The organism is Halorussus salilacus (assembly GCF_024138125.1).
In the GTDB taxonomy this organism is placed as follows: Archaea; Halobacteriota; Halobacteria; order Halobacteriales; family Haladaptataceae; genus Halorussus; species Halorussus salilacus.
In genome coordinates this window covers 3007070-3026233 of the sequence record NZ_CP099993.1, presented here as the reverse complement: position 1 = coordinate 3026233, position 19164 = coordinate 3007070, and the positions used below count along the sequence as shown (strand labels likewise).

Below are 19164 nucleotides of genomic sequence, written 5' to 3'. Positions count from 1 at the left end.
GCATGACCGCCGAACCACCTCCCCGCACCGACGGCCCGCCCGAGCGGATTCGGGTCGGCGTAGCGGAGCTTGCGGTCGCCAGCGGCGACACCCGACTCACGACCAGCGGTCTGGGTTCGTGCGTCGCGGTCGCGGTCGCCGACCCCGACGCCGGGGTCGCGGGGCTGGCCCACGTCATGCTCCCGACCGCCGACCGCGACGACCTCGCCAAGCCCGCGAAGTCGGTCGACCGCGGCGTCGAGCGACTGGTGGCAGCGGTCGAGTCAGAGGGGGCCGACCCCGACCGGCTCGAAGCCAAGCTCGCGGGCGGGAGCCGGATGCTCGACTTCTCCGGCGTCGGGGAGGGGGTCGGCCAGCGGAACGTCGCCCGCGCCCGCGAGGCGCTGGCCGACCGCGACGTGCCGGTCGTCGCCGAAGACGTTGGCGGGAGCCACGGCCGGTCCATTTCGGTCGACCCGGGGACGTGGACGCTCGCGGTCGCCAGCGCACACGAGGGAGGTCGAGAGCTGTGAGCCCCGACGACGAGGCGTTCGACCGACTCCTGCGGTACGTCGAGGACGAACTGGGATTCGCCACGAGCTACTACGACGACGCGTACCTCGACCGGCGGGTCTCCTCGCGAATGCGACGGACCGACGCCGACGACTACGCCGAGTACCACGCGCTGTTGGCCGACGACGACCGCGAGCAGGAGGCCCTGCTCGACGCCTTCTCGGTCAACGTCACCAGCTTCTTCCGGAACCCGAAGGTCTGGGAGGAACTGCGTTCGGTCCTCCGGTCGCTCTCGGAGGAGTCGGGGACGGTTCGACTCTGGAGCGCGGCGTGTTCGGACGGTCGCGAACCGTACTCGCTCGCGATGCTGGCGCTCGACGACCCCGAGGTCGACGAGTCGCGGATCGAGATAACCGCGACCGATATCGACCGCGAGATACTGTCGGCGGCCCGGCAGGGGGTCTACCGCAGCACGCGGACGACCGACATCGCCGAGCAACTCGCGCCCCTCGACGAGCACGAGCGGTACGTCGAGCGCGACGACGAGAGTTTCGCGGTGACCGACCCGGTGAAAGAGCTCGTGGAGTTCGAGCGCCACGACCTCATCAACGGCGACCCGAAGTCCGACTTCGACCTCGTGGTCTGTCGGAACCTCTTCATCTACATCGACACCGAGCACAAACTTCCCATCCTCGAGACCGTCTCGAAGTCGCTACGAGAAGGCGGCTACCTCATCATCGGCAAGACCGAGACGCTCCCGGACCAACTCAAGCCCGGCTTCGACGCGGTCGCTCGCAGACTCCGGATATATAGAAAAACTGATAGTATATCCGTTCGATAGCGAATCGGAGGAAAACGGGGCGTAGAGCCCCCGAAAACCGCAGTAGGGCGCGTCAGACGGACAGTATCAGTACTGATAACTCAGGGGGAAGATTAATGTGGTGGAAGTTCGCTGTTGTCGGTAATGAAACTTATCGGTCTCACCGACCAGTTCGTCTACCTCCTCGGGACGGGCGTGGTCGGCATGGGAATCATGGATTTCATGGACGAAGAGGAGGGTGAGAACGTCGACGCCGACGGCGGCGGCGACGACCTCTTCGGGGACGGAATGGGAGGCGAGATGGACGACGACTTCGGAGAGATGGACGACAGCATGGGGATGGACGGGGGGATGGGAATGGACGCCGAGATGGACGACTGGGTAGACGGCGGCGACGACGACGAGTTCGGCATGGGGGGTGGCGGAGGGGGGGTGACCCAGGAACTGGAGAACCGCATCGACGAACTCGAAAACGAGGTCGCCGAGATCTCCTCGACCGTCAGCACGGTCCGGAGCGAGAACGAGCAGATCAGCGCGAAGGTCGACGACACCGAGGAGAACGTCCGAAAATTGCTCGAGATTTACGAGATGGTGACCCGCGGGGTCAATCCCTTCGTCGACGACGTTCAGCAGGGCGGTATGGGCGGCGACGCCTTCGGCGCGGGGGGCGACGGCGAGGGCGGGTTCGGACTGTTCGACGGCGACGAGGACGAAGAGGAGTCGGATCTCGACGGGGACGTCGCCGACGCCGAGGCCGAGAGCTTCTTCGACGACGATTTCGAGGACGAGGACGACGAGTTCGACGACTTCGGGGAGGACGCTGGCGACGACCTCGGATTCGACGACCCCGACGAGGGGATGGGCGGCGAGTCGCTCGAATCCGAGGGCGCGAGCGACGAGGGCGGCGGACAGGCGGGCGGGTCGACCTTCGCGGAACTCAAAGAGGAGTACGAATCGGGCGACGCCGACTGGGCCGAGGGAGACGGCGAGGCCGCCGAACCCGAACCCGACGCCGACGTGGATGCCGAGGTCGACCCCGAGCCGACGACCGAGGATGACGGCGGGTTCGAGTTCGAGGAGCCCGCGGAGACCGAACCAGTCGAGCCAGCGACCACGGCGAACTCGTCGGGGCTCGACGGCAAGCCGTACCTCGCGGCGTTGCCGAGCGGCTACGTCGCCGACTTGGTGGTAATGGAGTGGCTGGAGTTCCTCGTGACCGAGTTCGGTCCCCAGGACGCCGTCCGGACCATCACCTACTACGGCGACATCGGGTGGATCAGTGAGTCGGTCGAAGAGGAACTGTTGGCGTACGTCGGCGGGTTCGCCGACGTCGACGAGGTGGACCCCGAGGAGACCGGGCCCGCGACGCTCGCTATCGACGACCACATCCAGAGTCTCACCTTCCTGAGCCAGCTGACCGGCGACGCCGTCCAGCGGAGGATCGTCGAACACTGCGCCCAGATTCGAGGTGGGAACGATGGGATTCAGCGTTAGCGGCGCGACGGTGGTCCTGTTCCTCGGGATCGTCATCAGCTTCGGGATGGCGTACACCGCCGGGAGCAACGGTCTCGAACGGGTCACGGACGCCTATCAGGACACCTCAGACGACGAGCTCGTGCGACAGAACACGCAGGTCGGTATCGCCGACGCCGCCGTCGCCAATCAGGACGGACAGCTGTACCTCAACGCGACGGCCACGAACGACGGCTCCTCGACGCTGTCCGTCTCGGACACCGACATCCTTATAGACGGAAATTACATCTCTCATACTGGTGAGAATATGACTGCGCTGGACGTGGACGGGAACGACGAAACCGACCTCTGGATGCCCGGCGAGACCCTCCGATTCAACGTCTCCGTCGAATCCGAGCCCGACCGCGTGAAGGTCGTGACCGGCCCCGGCGTCTCCGCGGCCGGGGACGTGACGAGCGAGGAGGGAGCCTGAATGGCGAGCGTCTCCAGCGCCCATCTCATCCTGTTCATCGCCAGCCTGCTCATCGCCGCCAGCGTCGCCGGGACGTTCACGCAGGGCGTCCAGCGGCTGTCGTCGGCGCTCGGCGACCGAAGCCTCGACGTGTCCCAAGACGTGCGGACCGACGTCGAGATCATCAGCGACCCCGGTAGCGGCGCGGTGTACGAGGACGACACGATTCGGGTGCTGGTAAAGAACACCGGGTCACGGGACCTACCCGCCGAGAGTGACCAGATTGAAGTGCTGGTGAACGGAGAGTATCAGACGGACGTCACCGTGTCGGTCGTCGACGGCTCGACCTGGCAGGTCGGAAACGTCGTCGAACTGGAAATAGAAAGCGACCTCGACTCCGACACGGACCACCGCGTGAAGGTCGTCGTCAACGGCGACGAGGAGGTGCTCGAATTCCGAACATGACACGAGATAATCTCTACTCGCTCGGTCTGGAGGACCACGACCGGCTGAACCACGAACTCGGCGGCGGCATCCCCCGCGGCTCTATCGTCCTCATCGAGGGCGACTACGGGGCCGGGAAGTCCGCAATGAGCCAGCGGTTCAGCTACGGACTCTGCGAGACCGACCACACGGTCACCCTCCTGTCGACCGAGCTCACCATCGGCGGGTTCATCGACCAGATGCACTCGCTGACGTACAACGTCGAAGACCACCTGCTCGACGAGCGCCTGCTCTTCCTCCACGCCGACGTGGACACCGGAAGCGGGCGGCGTCTAACCCGACCCGCCGAGGACGAGGAGGGCAACCGCAAGGAGTTGCTCAACCGCCTCATGAACGCCGAGGCGATGTGGAACGCCGACGTGGTCGTCATCGACACGTTCGACGCCATCCTGCGCAACGACCCCATGTTCGAGGCACTCATCCGCCAGAACGAGGAGCGTCAGGCCGCCCTCGAGATCATCTCCTTCTTCCGGGACCTCGTCTCCCAGGGGAAGGTCATCGTCCTGACCGTGGACCCCTCGACGGTCGACGAGGAGGCGATCGGCCCGTTCCGGGCCATCGCCGACGTGTTCATGGAGCTCCAGATGGTCGAAGTCGGCAACGACGTTCGCCGCAACATCTCGGTCAAGCGGTTCGCCGGGATGGGCGAGCAGGTCGGTGACACCATCGGATTCTCGGTTCGCGCCGACGCGGGCATCGTCATCGAGAGTCGTAGCGTCGCGTAATCCAGCATGACCGAACACGGGACCGCACAGATTCAGGACGACCTCCGGGAGGTCGCCATGCGGCGACCTCACCTGCGGGACTACCTGAAGCGGTTCAAGCAGTTCACCGGGGAGTTCCCCCGGCTCATCGACGAGCCGGGCGACGAGTGGGAGGCCGAAAAGCCCAACGTCATCTACCCGGTCGGCGGTCCCATCTACTGTCACATCTACGGCGACGTGGGCCAGGACACCGAGTACTACGCGGTCGAACCGGAGCTCTCGGGCACCGAGCAGGAACTGTTCGGGAAGGTCCGGAGCCAGATTCTGGAGCGCAGCGTCAACAAGCCCGCGCCCGAGGACGAGTCCGAATACGACGACCGCATCGAGGAACTGCTCGACGAGACGGTCAACATCGACGACGGGGGCTCGGCGAACGGCCGGAACCTCGCGCGCCTCTCGCCCCAGCAGGTCCTCCAGTGGGTCAAGGACGTCTCGTACAACGACTTCAAGCAGGGCGTCCGGCGCTACTCGACCGAGGACGTGGTCCGGACGGTCAAGGACTTCACCAACATCGGCACCTACGAGGTGTCCGAGCAGACCTACGAGAACATCCGCTACCGGCTCAACCGCGACATCGTGGGGTTCGGGCCGCTCGAACCCATCATGCGCGACCCGGCCAACGAGGACATCCACGTCATCGGTCCCCACGAGACGTACGTCGACCACGGCACGTTCGGCATGCTGGGCACCAGCGTCGACTTCGGGAGTCCAGACCAGTTCGACAACTGGCTTCGCAATATGGGCGAGCGGATCGGCGACCCCGTGAGCGACTCGGACCCCATCGTCGACTCGACGCTCCCGGACGGCTCTCGTATCAACATCATCTACTCCGACGACGTGAGCCTGAAGGGGCCGAGCCTCACCATCCGTCAGGGCGAGGGGACGCCGCTGTCCGTCGCCCAGATTACCAAGTGGGGGACGCTGTCGCCCAAACTGGCGGCGTACCTCTGGCTCTGTCTGGAGAACGAGCAGACCGTCTTCGTGGTCGGGGAGACCGCGTCCGGGAAGACCACCACGCTCAACTGTATCATGTCGTTCATCCCGCGGGACAGCAAGATATACACCGCCGAGGACACCGCCGAGGTTCTCCCACCTCACGACACTTGGCAACAGCTACTGACCCGCGAGGGCGGCGGCGAGGACAGTTCCGACGTGGACATGTTCGACCTCGTCGCGGCCGCGCTCCGTTCGCGCCCCGACTACATCATCGTGGGTGAGGTCCGTGGCGAGGAGGGTCGGATGGCGTTCCAGGCCGCCCAGACCGGCCACCCCGTGATGCTGACGTTCCACGCGAGCGACATCGTCTCGATGATCCAGCGGTTCACCGGCGACCCCATCAACATCCCCGAGACGTTCATGGACAACGCCGACGTGGCGCTGTTCCAGAACCGGGTCAAGCAGGGCGACGACGTGTTGCGTCGGGTGACCTCGGTCCAGGAGATAGAGGGCTACTCGAAAGAGATGGGCGGTGTCGTGACCCGCCAGTCGTTCTACTGGGACCCCGTCGAGGACGAGATCGTCTTCCAGGGGATGAACAACTCCTACGTCCTCGAAGAGCAGATCGCGACCCTGCTCGGGTACGAGAACACCCGCGACATCTACGACGAACTCGACTTCCGCGCGGAGGTGTTCGAGCGCATGATAGAGGAGAACATTTTGGGCTACCACGAGGTCAACGAGACCATCGAGGCGTTCCAGCGCGACGGTATCGACGGGCTCCCCTTCGACATCCACCGGTCCATCGACTGACCGTTCGGGGCGGTTCCGGGGGCGGTCGCGACTCCGAGCAGACGGTCGGTCAGCTCGGTTCGATGACCTGTTAGACGGCCAGCTCGACCGAAACGGCGGGCGTACGCCGCGAGACCCCGGATTTCCCCCGTAAATTTCGCCTTGCAAGATTTATGAAGGTGGGACGTAAACCCCGCGAACGCGACCCGCCCCCATGGCGACCACCGACCAACCGCCGGAGAACGCGAAGGACCTGTTCGCCAGCTTCGCGTCTTCGACGATAGAGTCCTACCAGCAGATGGAGACGCCGGTCTCGCGGTACCTCGTGGTGGTCGTGTTCCCCTCGCTGGTCTTCTTCCTGCTCAGCGTCGTGGTGTTCGTCGTCACCGACTTCCCGTTGCTGATCTCGGTTCCGATTCCCCTGCTGGGCCTGCTCGCGCTGGTCGTGGCGGTCATCTACCCCAAGCTCCTGCGCGACCAGAAGCGCAAGGAGATCGAGGACCGACTCCACCTGTTCATCACACACATGACCATCCTCTCGACCGCGAACATCGACCGCGTCGAGGTGTTCAGGACCCTCGGGGAGGAAGAGGAGTACAAGGCGCTCGCCGAGGAGATGCGCCGCATCGTTCAGCTGGTCGATACGTGGAACCAGAGCCTCGACGACGCCCTGCGAATCCGCGCCAACAAGTCGCCGAGCAAGCCGTTCGCCGACTTCCTCGACCGGCTCGCGTACACCATCAACGCGGGCCAAGAAATTCAGGACTTCCTGCTGAGCGAGCAGGACGTGGTGATCCAGAACTACGTCACCATCTACGAGGGGTCGCTCCAGAACCTCGAAGTGATGAAGGACCTCTACCTCTCGATGGTGCTGTCGGCGACGTTCGCGCTGGTGTTCGCGACCGTCCTCCCCATCCTGACCGGCACCAACCCCACGATGACCGTGAGCGCGGTCGTCGTGATGTTCGCGTTCGTCCAGGCGGGATTCCTCCTGATGATCCGCAACACCGCGCCCTACGACCCCGTCTGGTACCACCCCGAGCAGACGACCTGGAGCGAGTGGCGCATCCGCATCTCCGTCGGCGTCGGGGTGTTGCTCACGATGGTCGCGCTGGTCGCGTGCCTGCTCGTCCTGCTGGGCGAGACGAGCGTCGACCCCGACTCGGTTCCGCTCCCGTTCTACGCCGCGATTCCGACCACGCCGCTTCTGATTCCCGGCGTGGTCGCCCGCAGGGAAGAAGAGCGTATCAAGGAGCGCGACGAGGAGTTCACCAGCTTCATCCGGGCGCTGGGCGCGACCGAGAGCGCGAAGCAGAGCACGACGACCAAGGTGTTAGACAGCCTGCGCGGCAAGAACTTCGGCGCGCTGACCTCGAACGTCGACGACCTCTACAAGCGGCTCAACATGCGGATCGAACCCTCGATGGCGTGGCGACACTTCACGGCAGACTCGCGGTCGTACCTCATCCAGAAGTTCTCCGAGATGTTCCTGGTCGGAAGACAGATGGGCGGCGACCCCAAGAAGCTCGGCGAACTCATCTCCGCCAACATGAACGAGGTGCTCCAGCTCCGAGAGCGACGTACTCAGTCGACGGTGACCCTCATCGGCGTCCTCTACGGTATCACTGCCGCCTCGACGTTCGCGTTCTTCATCGGTCTCGAAATCGTGGAGGTGCTGGCCGGGATGGACATCGCCCTCGACACCGACCAGTTCGACTTCGGTTCGATCATCCACACCGAGGTCTACGACATCCAGACCATCGAGTACCTGCTCATCATCATCATCCTGCTCAACTCGGTGCTGTCGTCGCTGATGGTCCGCATCGCCGACGGCGGCCACAAGGTCAACGCCTACCTCCACTTCGTGTTGCTGACGTGGATATCGTGTGGTATCGCGGTGTTCACCCGCATCGTCGTGGGGTCGTTCCTGAACGTGTAGCCCAGGACGCTCCTGAACGTGTAACCCTAGTCGTTTCCGAGCGTCCGAGAGCGGCCGCGACCGAAAAAATATTTACACCGTCTACGAATCAATTCCCAAAGAGAGCGGGAACCGCCGAGTCCCGTCCGAACCATGTCCGAAAAGGTCATCGCCGACTTCGTCGCGCGCTTCAGCCTCGACACGTTCGACTCCCCCGAACCCGTGAGGGGTCGGATCGTGCTCAGCCGGAAGCGGCTGGTACTGGCGACTGCCGACTCGAAGACGACCCTCCCTCTCTCGGCCATCTTCGACATCAACGTGGGACAGGTCCCCGCCGAACTCGAATCGTTCTTCCAGGACACCATCACCATCGCCTACGAGGACGGTAACGCCCGCCGGTCGGCGGTGATCGAGGCGGGGTCCGAGGAGGTCTCTCGGTTCAAGACCGTCCTGTTCAAAGCCCAGCTCAGCGGAAGCGAGGCCCGGGTCAAACACCCCGCGCGGGTCGGCGGCCGGGTGACCGACGAGACGTTCCGCCCGGCGAAGCTGCGCATCGAACCCGGCGAGGTCCGATTCGTAGGAACCGAGACGGTGACGGTCGACCTCGCCAGCGTCACCTACTTCCAGCGCGAGACCCGCGAGGTCGGGTCGGTGGTCGCGGTTCGCCACACCGACGAGGGCCAGTCGGTGACCTCGGAGTTCGCACTGGCGACCGACCGCAAGCTGAATCTGCTGGGACGCTACCTCCGGCTCGAATACTCCGAACTCGCCCAGCAGGTCGAGAACGTCGACGCCTCGGAGGCCGAGATGGAGGCGCTGGTCGCCATCTACTCGGGCGGCCAGAGCGGCGACCTCGCCGGGATGCTCGGCGTCGATTCGAGTCGGGTCACGATGCTCCTCAACGACCTCCGCGAGAAGGGGCTCATCGACGAGGGCGCGAGGGGGTTGGCGCTGACCGCACAGGGGAAACTGCTGGTCAGCGACCGCATCGAGACCGTCAACACCTGAGCGTCCCGGACGACGCGACTCCAAATTTTCCGAATCCAACAGACCTGAAATGTTCCTAAGGATTTTTATAATACAATTGGTAACAACCAACATGCAATGGGGAACGCCATCCGTGTCCTGCTGGTGGACGACGACGCGACCGTTGCGGATCTGACCGCCACGTATCTGGAACGGACCAGCGAGCGACTCACGACGGTCGTCGAGACGAACACGGACGACGCGCTCGACCGCGTGACCGGCGACGAGCGGGTGGACTGCGTAGTCAGCGACTACGAGATGCCGGGGACCGACGGACTGGCGTTCCTCGACGAGGTTCGGGCCGTCGCGCCCGACCTGCCGTTCGTCCTCTTCACGGGAAAGGGAAGCGAGGAGATCGCGAGCGAGGCCATCTCGGCGGGCGTGACCGACTACCTCCAGAAGGGGACCGGCACCGACCAGTACGAGGTGCTGGCCAACCGCGTCCAGAACGCGGTCGCGCAGTTCCGCGCCGAGAAGGAGGCCGACGAGGCCAACGAGCAGATTCGGCGCATCTTCGAGCGCATCACCGACGCGTTCTACGCGTTCGACGACGAGTGGCAGATCACCTACGCCAATCGACAGGCGGCGGTCCACACGGACCGCTCGCAGGACGACCTCATCGGCACCGACGTTCGGTCGGTGATCCCCGAGGACGACGCCCCGGAGTTCTACGACGCCTTCGAGCGCGCGTTCGAGAGCCAGGAGCCGGTGACCATCGAGACCGAGTCGGTGCTCCGTCCCGACCGCTGGATAGAGATGCGGGTCTACCCCTCCGAGGACGGCCTCTCGGTCTACTTCCGGGACGTGACCGAGCGCAAGCGCGTCCAGCTCGAACTCCGTGAGACCAAGCAGAAGATCGAGTCGCTCCACGACGTCGCGACCCGCGCGGTCGCCTGCACGACCGAGCAGGACATCTACGACCTCGCGGTCGAGGCGGCCGAGGACATCCTCGACTTCGACCTCTGCACGGTCGACGCCATCGACGACGGCGTGCTCGTCTCGCGGGCGGTCTCGAAGGTGGTCTCGACCGACGGCTACTACGAGACGACGCCCATCGACGCCGAGGGCAACCTCGCGGCCCGGGCGGCCCGCGAGGGCGAGTCGTCGCTGGTCGACGACCTCCACGAGATCGACGTGGTTCCGGCCGAGAGCGAGTACCGGTCGGCGCTGACGGTTCCCGTCGACGAGTACGCGATCTTCCAGACGGTGTCGAAAGAGCCCAACGCCTTCGACGAGGACGACGTCGAGCTGGCGGAACTGCTCGCGGCCCACCTCGCGGAGGCGCTGGCCCGCGTCCGGTCGGAGACCGAACTCCGGGCCGAGCGCGACCGATTCGCCGCCCTTTTCGAGAACGTCCCCAACGCTGTCGTCCGGTACGAACTCGACGGCGAGCAGGCGGTCTGCAAGTCGGTGAACCCCGCCTTCGAGGACGTGTTCGGCTGGGACGTCGACGAACTCGTCGGCGAGTCGGTCGACGACTACATCCTGCCCCACGACGAGTGGGGCGCGGGGAAGTCGTTCAACTCCGAGGTCAGCTACGGGAACCGCATCGAGGGCGCGGAGGTTCACCGCAACACCCGAGACGGCGCGCGCGACTTCCTGCTCCACACCGCTCAGGCGGGCGACGGCGAGAACGAGGCGTTCGCGATCTACGTCGACATCACCGAGCAGAAGGAGCGCGAGCGAAAGCTCGCCCGCCAGAACGAGCGCTTAGAGCAGTTCGCCAGCGTGGTGAGTCACGACCTGCGCAACCCCCTGAACGTCGCTCGCGGTCGCTACGACCTGCTCGACGACGAGATAGACAGCGACCACCTCGACCCGCTCGGTCGGGCGCTCGCCCGGATGGACGACCTCGTCGCCGACTTGCTCGCGCTCGCGCGACAGGGGCAGGTCGTCGACGAGTTCGAGTCGGTCTCGCTCGCGAACGCGGTCGAGGAGGCGTGGGAGACCGCCGACACGAAGGAGGCGTCGCTCGGCCTCGCCGACGACGCGGTGGTCGAGGCCGACGGCGCTCGCTTCAGAGAACTGCTGGAGAACCTCTTTCACAACGCCGTGGAACACGGGTCCACGAGCAGTCGTCCGTCGGACGACGACGCCGTGGAACACGGCGACGGCGCGATAACCGTCGAGGTCGGTCGGCTCGAACCCGGGGCGGCGGCCTGCTCGTCGTCGGACCGGTCCGAGCGAGGGTTCTACGTTCAAGACGACGGCCCGGGGATTCCGGCCGACGAGCGCGAGAAGGTGTTCGAACACGGCTTTTCCACCGACGACGAGGGGACCGGGTTCGGATTGGCCATCGTCTCCTCCATCGCCGACGCCCACGGCTGGGACGTGTCGGTCTGCGAGAGCGAATCGGGCGGTGCCCGGTTCGAGTTCACCGGGGTCGCCATCCGACGCGGGAGCGAGGCGTGACCCCGACCGAGCGGTGTCGCGGCGGGTCGACCCCAACTACCAAGGGCGTCTCTCACGAATCGGGAGACTGCGGAAGGGTAGCTCAGCGGTAGAGCATCACCGGTTCGCCGGTGTTGCCCGACAGGGTTCGTGTGGTTCAAATCCCGCCCCTTCCATCGTCTTCCGGATTCCCTATCGACGGAAGCGTCGGAGAAGCGACGTTGGCGGTCCGCATCGAACGATACACCGAAACTGCGAACGCCTCGAAAGCCCCCGCGCGCTCGCTACGAACCGTCTACAAAGACTCGACGACTAACACCCAGAAAGCCCCCGCCCGCTCGCGGTCGTCTCAGCGACATATCCTCGCTCGCTTCGCTCACTCGGATAGGGGTCGCTGAGACGACCACGGGTCTCCGACCCGCGAGCGGGCGGCCCCTTTCGGTCCCACCCGGCGGATGCTTGGTCGGCCGTTTCTCGGCGGATGGGTCACCGGCCGACACGCACCCGAAAAATCGCCTCTCGACCCTACCGCGGGCCGATTGGCTCGCGGGGACGCGGTTCGTCGTCCCGGAGGTCGGCCGCGATTTCGCCCATGGTCTCGACCGCGAGCGAGGTCCGGTCCCGGACCGCCGCGAGGTGTTCGAGGATGGCGGCCATTCGCTCGAAGTCGCGCTCCTCGGTGAGGTTGTTGGGGTGGAGCCACATGTGGAACACGCCGTCCTCGGACGCCGCGCGGTCGATGCCGCGCGTGGCCATCTCGACCATGGGGTCTGCGCCGGTCGCGCGCTCGGCGAGCGCGCGACCCCGCCCCTCGAAGCCGAACAGGAACAGCGACGCCGGGACGTTCACGAGGCCGTACTCGTCGATTTCGGGGGTGACGAGCGTCGGCGAGACCGCGCCGGTCGGCCAGCCGAGGAGCTTCGACGCCGACCCGAGGACGCCCCTGTCGTACCACCGCCGAGGCTGGGTGCCCCGGTAGGCGGTGAGGCCGTAGGCCGCCAGCACGTCCCGGTGGCCGACGTAGTTGCGCGGGAACACCATCGAGTCGAGCGAGAGTCCCCGGTCCTCGGCGAGTTCGACGCACTCGCGCATCTCGGCGGCCGCGATTTCCCGGGAGGTGTGGGCGAACTCGACGTGCGAGAAGGTGTGGCTGGCTACCTCGTGGTCGGCGTCGGCGTCCTCGACGGCGTCGACCAGTTCGGCCCCGTACCACCGGTCGTCGCGGCCCTCCCACGTCCCGGGGTCGGGGTCGAACCAGCCGTCGGGCGTGGGGTGGTCGGAGTGCTCGCCGTCACAGCTATCGAGCATGAGGTGGCCCACGACCGCCCAAGTCGCGGGCACGTCGAAGTCGTCGAACAGTTCGAGCAGGCGGAGCCACGACTCCCGAGACGACTCGACCCGGTCGCCGGGCGGGTCGTCGAGGTCGTGAAAGCCCCACGCGAGTTCCGCATCGAGCGAGAGTACGACAGAACCCATCGTAGCCAAGCTATCGGAGCGTCGGCGAGTAAATCGGTCCGACCGTTCAGGAGCGTTCTCCACGGTAATCGGGTGTTTCTACTCGACGGTCACGCTCTTTGCGAGATTTCTGGGCTTGTCGATGGGACGCCCGAGCAGGTCGGCCGCGTGGTACGACAGCAACTGCAACTGGACGTTCGCCAGCACGCCCGCCACGTCCGGGTGGGTGTCGGGGACCGTCAGCACCTCGTCGGCGTACTGGGCGACCTCGTCGTCGCGCTCGCTCGCCACCGCCACCACGGGCGCGCCGCGGGCCTCGGCCTCCTTGACGTTGCCGAGGGTCTTCTCGTCGTTGCGCCCGGTGAACACCGCGAACACGGGCGTCTCGTGGGTCACGAGCGCGAGGGGCCCGTGCTTGAGCTCCCCGGCGGCGAACCCCTCGGCGTGCTCGTAGGAGATTTCCTTGAACTTGAGCGCGCCTTCGAGCGCGACCGGCCGGACCGCGCCCCGGCCGATGAAGAAGTAGGCGTCGCTGTCGCGGTACCGCTCGGCGACCCGGCGGGCGCTCGTGTAGTCGAGGATCTGCTGGACGTGACCCGGAAGCTCCGAGAGGGCTTCGAGCCGTTCGCGGGCGTCGGCCGAGCGCGCGCCGGTCACGTCCCGGACGATGCGCTCGCCCAGCAGTGCGAGCGAGACCACCTGCGAGGAGAACGTCTTGGTCGCCGCGACGCCGATTTCGGGCCCCGCGCGGATGAACAGCGCGTCGTCGCACTCGCGGGCCGCGGTCGACCCCACCACGTTGGTGACCGCGAGGGTGGGCGCACCGCTGGCGTTGGCCCGCCGGAGCGCCGAGAGGGTGTCTGCGGTCTCGCCGCTCTGGGTCACGCCGACCACGAGCGTCTCGTCGTCGACGGGCGGCTGAGCGGTGGCGTACTCGCTGGCGAGAAACGCCTGAGCCGGGACGCCGCCCGCCGAGAGGAACTGCGCGCCCACGAGTCCGGCGTGGTAGCTGGTGCCGCAGGCGACGAACTGGACGCGCTCGACCCCCTCGAAGGTCCCCGGCGGGAAGTCTTCGAGGTGGATATCGCCGGTCGAGGGGTCGGCCCGACCCCGGAGGGTCTGTCGGAGCGCCGCGGGCTGTTCGTGAATCTCCTTGAGCATGTAGTGGTCGTAGCCGCCCTTTCCGGCGTCCTCGGGGTCCCAGTCGACGGTCTGGATCGACCGCTGGACCGCCTCGCCGTCGAGGGTCGTGATGCGGTGGCCGTCGGGCGAGACCTCGACCACGTCGCCGTCGTCGAGGTAGATCACGTCGTCGGTGAAATCGAGGAACGCGGGCACGTCGCTCGCGAGGAAGTACTCGCCGTCGTCGACGCCCAGCACGAGCGGCGACCCCGACCGGGTCGCGTACACCGCGTGGTCGTGACGGGTGAGCATCGCCACGGCGTAGCTCCCCGAGAGCTTCCCGATGGTCGTCCGGAACGCGGTCTCGGGGTCGGCCCCGTCGGCCAGCTCCTCCTCGACCAGATGCGGGATGACCTCGGTGTCGGTGTCGCTCGTGAACTCGTGACCGCGCGCGACCAGTTCGGCCTTCAGCTCGTCGTAGTTCTCGATGATGCCGTTGTGGACGACCGCCACGTCACCCGCACAGTCGGTGTGGGGGTGGGCGTTCTCGTCGCTCGGCGGCCCGTGGGTCGACCATCGCGTGTGGCCGATGCCGAGCCCGCCGTCGGGAACCTCGTCGGCGAGCGCGTCCTTCAGCTGGGAAATCTCGCCCTCGCGCTTGAACACTTCGGGACCGCTCCCGTTCTTTATCGCCAGCCCGGCCGAGTCGTAGCCACGGTATTCGAGGTTCTCGAGGCCCGTGAGCAGTTCGTCGACCGCGCCGTCGTCGTCGCCGCCGATACGAGCGATGATACCACACATCAGTAGTCTACCCCCGTTGTATCTGAATCCATCATGTTCGAGTCCTCGAAGCTCGGCCTTCGCTCGGGACGACGTCCCGCGGTCTGTCACGTAGTCCTCGCTTAGTTTGCAGGTGAGTCATATCCATCACACGTTGATTCCACCAGACCGCCCCGACGGACGGGGAGCGGATGATATTCGATTGAAGGCCAGCGCTCCCCTTTGTTATACGCTTACTGACCCGGCAGTAGGACCCAATACGTCCCGCGTAGGGACGACTTATAGGGTACGACGCCCGCGTATCGAGGAACGTAACGGACCGGGCGAAACACGTTGGGGGGCGCGTGACACGCGATTCGCCCGACCGTTCCGCTCCGATACCCCACACTTACGCGCTCGCAAGAAGGTGGTAACAAAGTGGATACCCCGGGTTATGCCCACAATGACAACTCAGGCAGTCGTCCTCGCGGCGGGCGAAGGCACCCGTATCCGGCCGCTGTCGGCGTCGGTCCCGAAACCGATGTTGCCGGTGGCCGACCGACCGCTGGCGGCCCACGCCGCGACGGCCGCGGTCGACGCAGGCGCAGACGAACTCGTGTTCGTGGTGGGCTACGAGGCCGACGCGGTCCGGGAGTACTTCGGCGAGGAGTACGCCGGAGTCCCGGTCGCGTACGCCGTCCAATCCGAGCAGGCGGGGACCGCCGACGCGGTCCGGGCCGCCCGACACCACCTCGACGGGGAGTTCGCCGTGCTCAACGGCGACAACCTCTACGACCCCGCGGGCGTCGAAGCGCTGTTCGAGGACGGCCCCGCGGTCGGCGCGATGCGGGTCGCCGACCCCTCGAACTACGGCGTCCTCTCGGCGGAGGCCGACACCGTCACCGACATCGTCGAGAAGCCCGACCACCCGCCCACCGACCTCGCCAACACCGGCGCGTACCACTTTCCCGCACAAGCCCGCGAGTGGCTGGACGTGACCGAGAGCGAGCGCGGCGAACGCGAGATTACAGACGTGCTCGCGCGCGTCGTCGACGAGTACGACGTGACCGCGGTCGAGATGGACCGATGGCTCGACGTGGGCCGCCCGTGGGAACTCCTCGAAGCCAACGAGTGGAAACTGGGCGAACTCGACCGCGCGATTCGCGGCGATGTCCACGAGACGGCCGACCTCCGCGGTGACGTGGTGGTCGAAGACGGCGCGACGATAGACGCGGGCGTCGTCATCGAGGGGCCCGCACTCGTGCGTTCGGGCGCGCACGTCGGCCCCAACGCCTACATTCGCGGTGCTACCCTCCTCGGCGAGGACGCAAAGGTCGGCCACGCCGTCGAAGTCAAAAACAGCGTGCTCGGGCGCGGAACTCACGTCGCCCACCTCAGCTACGTCGGCGACAGCGTTCTGGGCCGGAACGTCAACTTCGGCGCTGGAACGAACGTCGCCAACCTCCGCCACGACGGCGAGGACGTGAAGCTGACGGTGAAGGGCCAGCGCGTCTCGACCGGCCGCCGCAAGTTCGGCGTCGTCGTCGGCGATGGTGCGAAAACCGGCATCGACGCGTCGCTCAACGCGGGCGTGACGCTCTCGGAGAGTGCGCGCGTGCCGCCGGGCGAGACCGTCCTCCGGGACCGATAGTCGTCTCCGGGACCGGTAGCGGGCCACTCGCGTCGGGACCGGTCGGTCCCGACGCGGGGCCCGCTACCCGTTTATCTCCTCGGGCTTGACCCAGACCACGAACCCGTCGTCCTGACGGACGATTCCCTTCACCGAGTCGCCCTCGACGCTCTCGTCGACCGTCTCGTCGTCGAGGCTGACGACCTGCTCGACCTCGTCGATGAGCCACCCGATGGTGCGGTCGTCGTCGGTTTCGAGGACGACCACGCGCTCGCCCGTCTCGGTCTCCTCGAGGTCGAGCACCCGCTTGGGGTTGACGATGGTCGTGGTCGCCCCGCGGAGATCCATCACTCCCTCGATACGAGGGTCGGCGTTCGGGAGCGGTGTCAGTTCGCCTTTGTCCACGATCTCGTCGACGTGTGCGATGTCGATGCAGTAGTTCCGGTCCTCGAGCCTGAATTCGAGGACCTGCACGTCGGCGACTGTCTTCGACATACTTGAGTTCTCCCGCGGCGGTCACTTATCTGTTCCGACGCCGACCACTTCAGTGTGGCTGACGGGTCTGCTACGGTATCTTTTTATCCTCCGGTTAGCAAACCCGATTATTGATGGAGGCCGTGGAACTCCTTCGGGTACTCGGCAACAAGTACAACGCCGAGATACTCCGGGCCACGAGCGACCCGAAGTCGGCCCAGGAACTCAGCGACGAGCTCGAGATTCCGATAGCCACGAGCTATCGGCGCATCGAGGAACTCACCGAGGCCGACCTGCTCGAACTCTCGGGTCGGGAGTTCTCCGACGAGGGTCGACGGACGAAGGTCTACCGCCGGAACGTCGACGCGCTCGAAGTGTCGTTCGAAGAGGAGACCATCGACGTGGAACTCGACGACCGACCCGAGGTGGACAACTCGCTCGCCGACGTGTGGCGGGACCTCCAGGCGGAATGACCCGAGTCGCCCGAAGCGCCGACGCCGGTCGGACCCAGTCCGACCGGCTCCGAGACGACCGACCCCGAATCAAGAACCCATGCAAACGATAGAACTACTGTACGTCGCGTTCAGCCTCACCCTCACAGCCGCGGGGTTGTCGATGGTCGGATTCGCGATTCGCGCGTACAACCGCACGTCCCGGCGCGCGATGTTCCACCTCTCGGTCGGCTTCTCGCTCATCGTCGCCGCCGCCATCGCTACCACCGTCAGCGCGTTCCTCACCGAGTTCGAGCGAACTCGGACGTTGCTGTCGGTTAACTATCTCATCACGACGGTCGGCTACCTGTTCGTCATCTACAGCATCGCGGCCGACCAGTGATGCGGTCGAGGAGCCGACCCCTTCGATTCCGACTTCGCAACACCACGTTTTTTCTCACCCCGATTCGATTGCACAGTCGTGACCTCGCTGTTCGAACTGGAGAAGTCGGCCGACGTCGACAAACTCACGTCGCTGGTGTCCAACAGCAACAGCGAGGCGGTCAGACGCCGCGCGGCCGAGATTCTCGGTGACGTCGACGGACCCGACCAGATAATCGAAGACGCGCTGGTGAAGGCCGCCCAGAACGACCCTGACGAGGGCGTGCGGGCCGCCGCCATCGACGCGCTCGACCAGCGCCACGCCGTCGAGAAGCTCATCGACGCGCTCTCGGACGAGGAGGTCGCGACCGAGGGTGCCGAGTGGGCGCGGGCGGAGGCGCTGGTCGGCTCGCTGACCGCGGAGTTGCCGGAGCTACGGATGGCGTCGGCCAACGCGCTCGGCCGAGTCGGCAACCGCGCGGGGACAAAGCCGCTCGTCGAGCGACTCGGCGACCCCGACCCCCGGGTCCGCGCGCGGGCGGCCCGCGCGCTCGGCCGCATCGGCGACCCGCGAGCGGTGTCGGCGCTACGCAAGTGTCTCCGCGACGAGCGAGTCGAAGTCAGGCGAGAGGCCGCCGACTCGCTCGGCCGCATCGGCGGTGGAGAGGCGCTCGACGCCCTGCTCGGTCTGCTCGACGACGACAGCGAGACGGTTCGGCGCATCGCCGCGACCTCGATGGGGAACTTCGGGAGCGCGAAACCGCTCGACGCGCTGGTCTCGCTGTTGACCGACGAGAGCGAGGCGGTCCGCCGGGCGGCGGTGTTCTCGCTCATCGAGATCCTCTCGAACGCGCCGGGCCAGAAGAGCCACCAGCTTCGACAGACCATGGTCGAGAAGCTGAGCGCGAACGACCACCGGAGCGTCGTGACCTCGCTCGTCGACATCCTCGAACAGGGGACCCAGCCCCACCAGCGGCGCAACGCGGCATGGCTCCTGGGTCGGGTCACGGGCGAGGAGAACCGCGAGGCCGCGGTGGAGGCGCTCGTCTCGGTGCTGGACGACGACGACGGGATGGCCTCGCAGTTCGCGGCGACCAGCATCGCCAACGTGGGCGGGGAGGTCGCCGAGGACGCCCTGCTCGACGTGCTCGACGACCCCGAGGCCGGTTCCGACGCCAGGGCGAAGGCGGCGTTCACCCTCGGGAAGGTCGGGGGCGAGCGCGCCCGCGACCGCCTCGACAGCCTCATCGACCGGACCGACGACGAAGAGGTCCGAAAACGGGCGTTTTCGGCGCTCTCGAAGCTCGGAGGCCGGGGATAGTGTTGTTATCGCGCGTGAGATTCG

General features: G+C 66.3%; 17 protein-coding genes and 1 tRNA gene. 15 read left to right on the top strand and 3 right to left on the bottom strand.

Features of this window, described 5'->3' with window-relative positions; all coding sequences use genetic code 11:
* The first annotated feature begins 2 nt into the window (after positions 1-2).
* The 11 genes from NGM10_RS15535 (at position 3) to NGM10_RS15485 (ending at position 11743) form a co-directional block, all read left to right on the top strand.
* Positions 3-512, top strand: coding sequence for a chemotaxis protein CheD (locus NGM10_RS15535; protein ID WP_253480364.1), 510 nt, complete (start codon positions 3-5; stop codon positions 510-512).
* Positions 509-1333: a CheR family methyltransferase gene (locus NGM10_RS15530; protein WP_253480362.1), complete on the top strand. Its 825-nt coding sequence runs from the start codon at positions 509-511 to the stop codon at positions 1331-1333. Before NGM10_RS15535 ends, NGM10_RS15530 begins: the two co-directional genes overlap by 4 nt.
* Positions 1334-1456: 123 nt before the next feature.
* Positions 1457-2806 (top strand): FlaD/FlaE family flagellar protein, encoded by a 1350-nt coding sequence (locus NGM10_RS15525; RefSeq protein ID WP_253480360.1) that lies wholly within the window; start codon positions 1457-1459, stop codon positions 2804-2806.
* Entirely contained in the window at positions 2790-3257 is a 468-nt protein-coding gene (gene arlF / locus NGM10_RS15520; RefSeq protein WP_253480358.1) for an archaellum stator protein ArlF, read from the top strand. The genes NGM10_RS15525 and arlF overlap by 17 nt, the downstream gene beginning before the upstream one ends.
* Complete coding sequence (gene arlG, locus NGM10_RS15515) at positions 3258-3701, top strand: archaellum stator protein ArlG (protein ID WP_253480356.1); 444 nt, start codon at positions 3258-3260, stop codon at positions 3699-3701.
* On the top strand, positions 3698-4465 hold the full coding sequence (gene arlH / locus NGM10_RS15510) for an archaellum protein ArlH (protein WP_253480354.1): 768 nt from the start codon (positions 3698-3700) through the stop codon (positions 4463-4465). The genes arlG and arlH overlap by 4 nt, the downstream gene beginning before the upstream one ends.
* Before the next feature lie 6 nt (positions 4466-4471).
* Positions 4472-6253: an archaellum flagellar ATPase motor FlaI gene (gene flaI / locus NGM10_RS15505; protein WP_253480352.1), complete on the top strand. Its 1782-nt coding sequence runs from the start codon at positions 4472-4474 to the stop codon at positions 6251-6253.
* Between the two features lie 193 nt (positions 6254-6446).
* Complete coding sequence (gene arlJ, locus NGM10_RS15500) at positions 6447-8171, top strand: archaellar assembly protein ArlJ/FlaJ (protein WP_253480350.1); 1725 nt, start codon at positions 6447-6449, stop codon at positions 8169-8171.
* A 132-nt stretch (positions 8172-8303) separates the two neighbouring features.
* Positions 8304-9158: a CheF family chemotaxis protein gene (locus tag NGM10_RS15495; protein ID WP_253480348.1), complete on the top strand. Its 855-nt coding sequence runs from the start codon at positions 8304-8306 to the stop codon at positions 9156-9158.
* A gap of 96 nt (positions 9159-9254) precedes the next feature.
* Positions 9255-11588, top strand: coding sequence for a PAS domain S-box protein (locus NGM10_RS15490; protein ID WP_253480346.1), 2334 nt, complete (start codon positions 9255-9257; stop codon positions 11586-11588).
* 71 nt (positions 11589-11659) lie between these two features.
* Positions 11660-11743, top strand: a tRNA-OTHER gene (locus tag NGM10_RS15485).
* A 349-nt stretch (positions 11744-12092) separates the two neighbouring features.
* Here NGM10_RS15485 and NGM10_RS15480 read toward each other — a convergent pair.
* Positions 12093-13043 carry a polysaccharide deacetylase family protein gene (locus tag NGM10_RS15480; RefSeq protein ID WP_253480344.1) on the bottom strand — a complete coding sequence of 317 codons (951 nt, stop codon included), beginning with the start codon at positions 13041-13043 and terminating at the stop codon, positions 12093-12095.
* A gap of 78 nt (positions 13044-13121) precedes the next feature.
* On the bottom strand, positions 13122-14945 hold the full coding sequence (glmS, locus tag NGM10_RS15475) for a glutamine--fructose-6-phosphate transaminase (isomerizing) (RefSeq protein WP_253480342.1): 1824 nt from the start codon (positions 14943-14945) through the stop codon (positions 13122-13124).
* A 421-nt stretch (positions 14946-15366) separates the two neighbouring features.
* Between glmS and glmU the strand changes: the two genes are divergently transcribed.
* A complete protein-coding gene (gene glmU, locus NGM10_RS15470) occupies positions 15367-16554 on the top strand; it encodes a bifunctional sugar-1-phosphate nucleotidylyltransferase/acetyltransferase (RefSeq protein WP_253480341.1) in 1188 nt (395 codons plus the stop codon).
* A gap of 63 nt (positions 16555-16617) precedes the next feature.
* On the opposite strand, the gene NGM10_RS15465 is transcribed toward glmU, so the two are convergent.
* Positions 16618-17028 (bottom strand): chemotaxis protein CheW, encoded by a 411-nt coding sequence (locus tag NGM10_RS15465; RefSeq protein WP_253480338.1) that lies wholly within the window; start codon positions 17026-17028, stop codon positions 16618-16620.
* A 113-nt stretch (positions 17029-17141) separates the two neighbouring features.
* Here NGM10_RS15465 and NGM10_RS15460 point away from each other — a divergent pair, with 113 nt between their 5' ends.
* The 3 genes from NGM10_RS15460 (at position 17142) to NGM10_RS15450 (ending at position 19140) form a co-directional block, all read left to right on the top strand.
* Positions 17142-17480, top strand: coding sequence for an ArsR/SmtB family transcription factor (locus NGM10_RS15460; protein ID WP_253480335.1), 339 nt, complete (start codon positions 17142-17144; stop codon positions 17478-17480).
* Between the two features lie 79 nt (positions 17481-17559).
* Positions 17560-17841: a DUF7521 family protein gene (locus NGM10_RS15455; protein WP_253480333.1), complete on the top strand. Its 282-nt coding sequence runs from the start codon at positions 17560-17562 to the stop codon at positions 17839-17841.
* A gap of 78 nt (positions 17842-17919) precedes the next feature.
* Positions 17920-19140 carry a HEAT repeat domain-containing protein gene (locus NGM10_RS15450; protein WP_253480332.1) on the top strand — a complete coding sequence of 407 codons (1221 nt, stop codon included), beginning with the start codon at positions 17920-17922 and terminating at the stop codon, positions 19138-19140.
* Positions 19141-19164 lie beyond the last annotated feature (24 nt).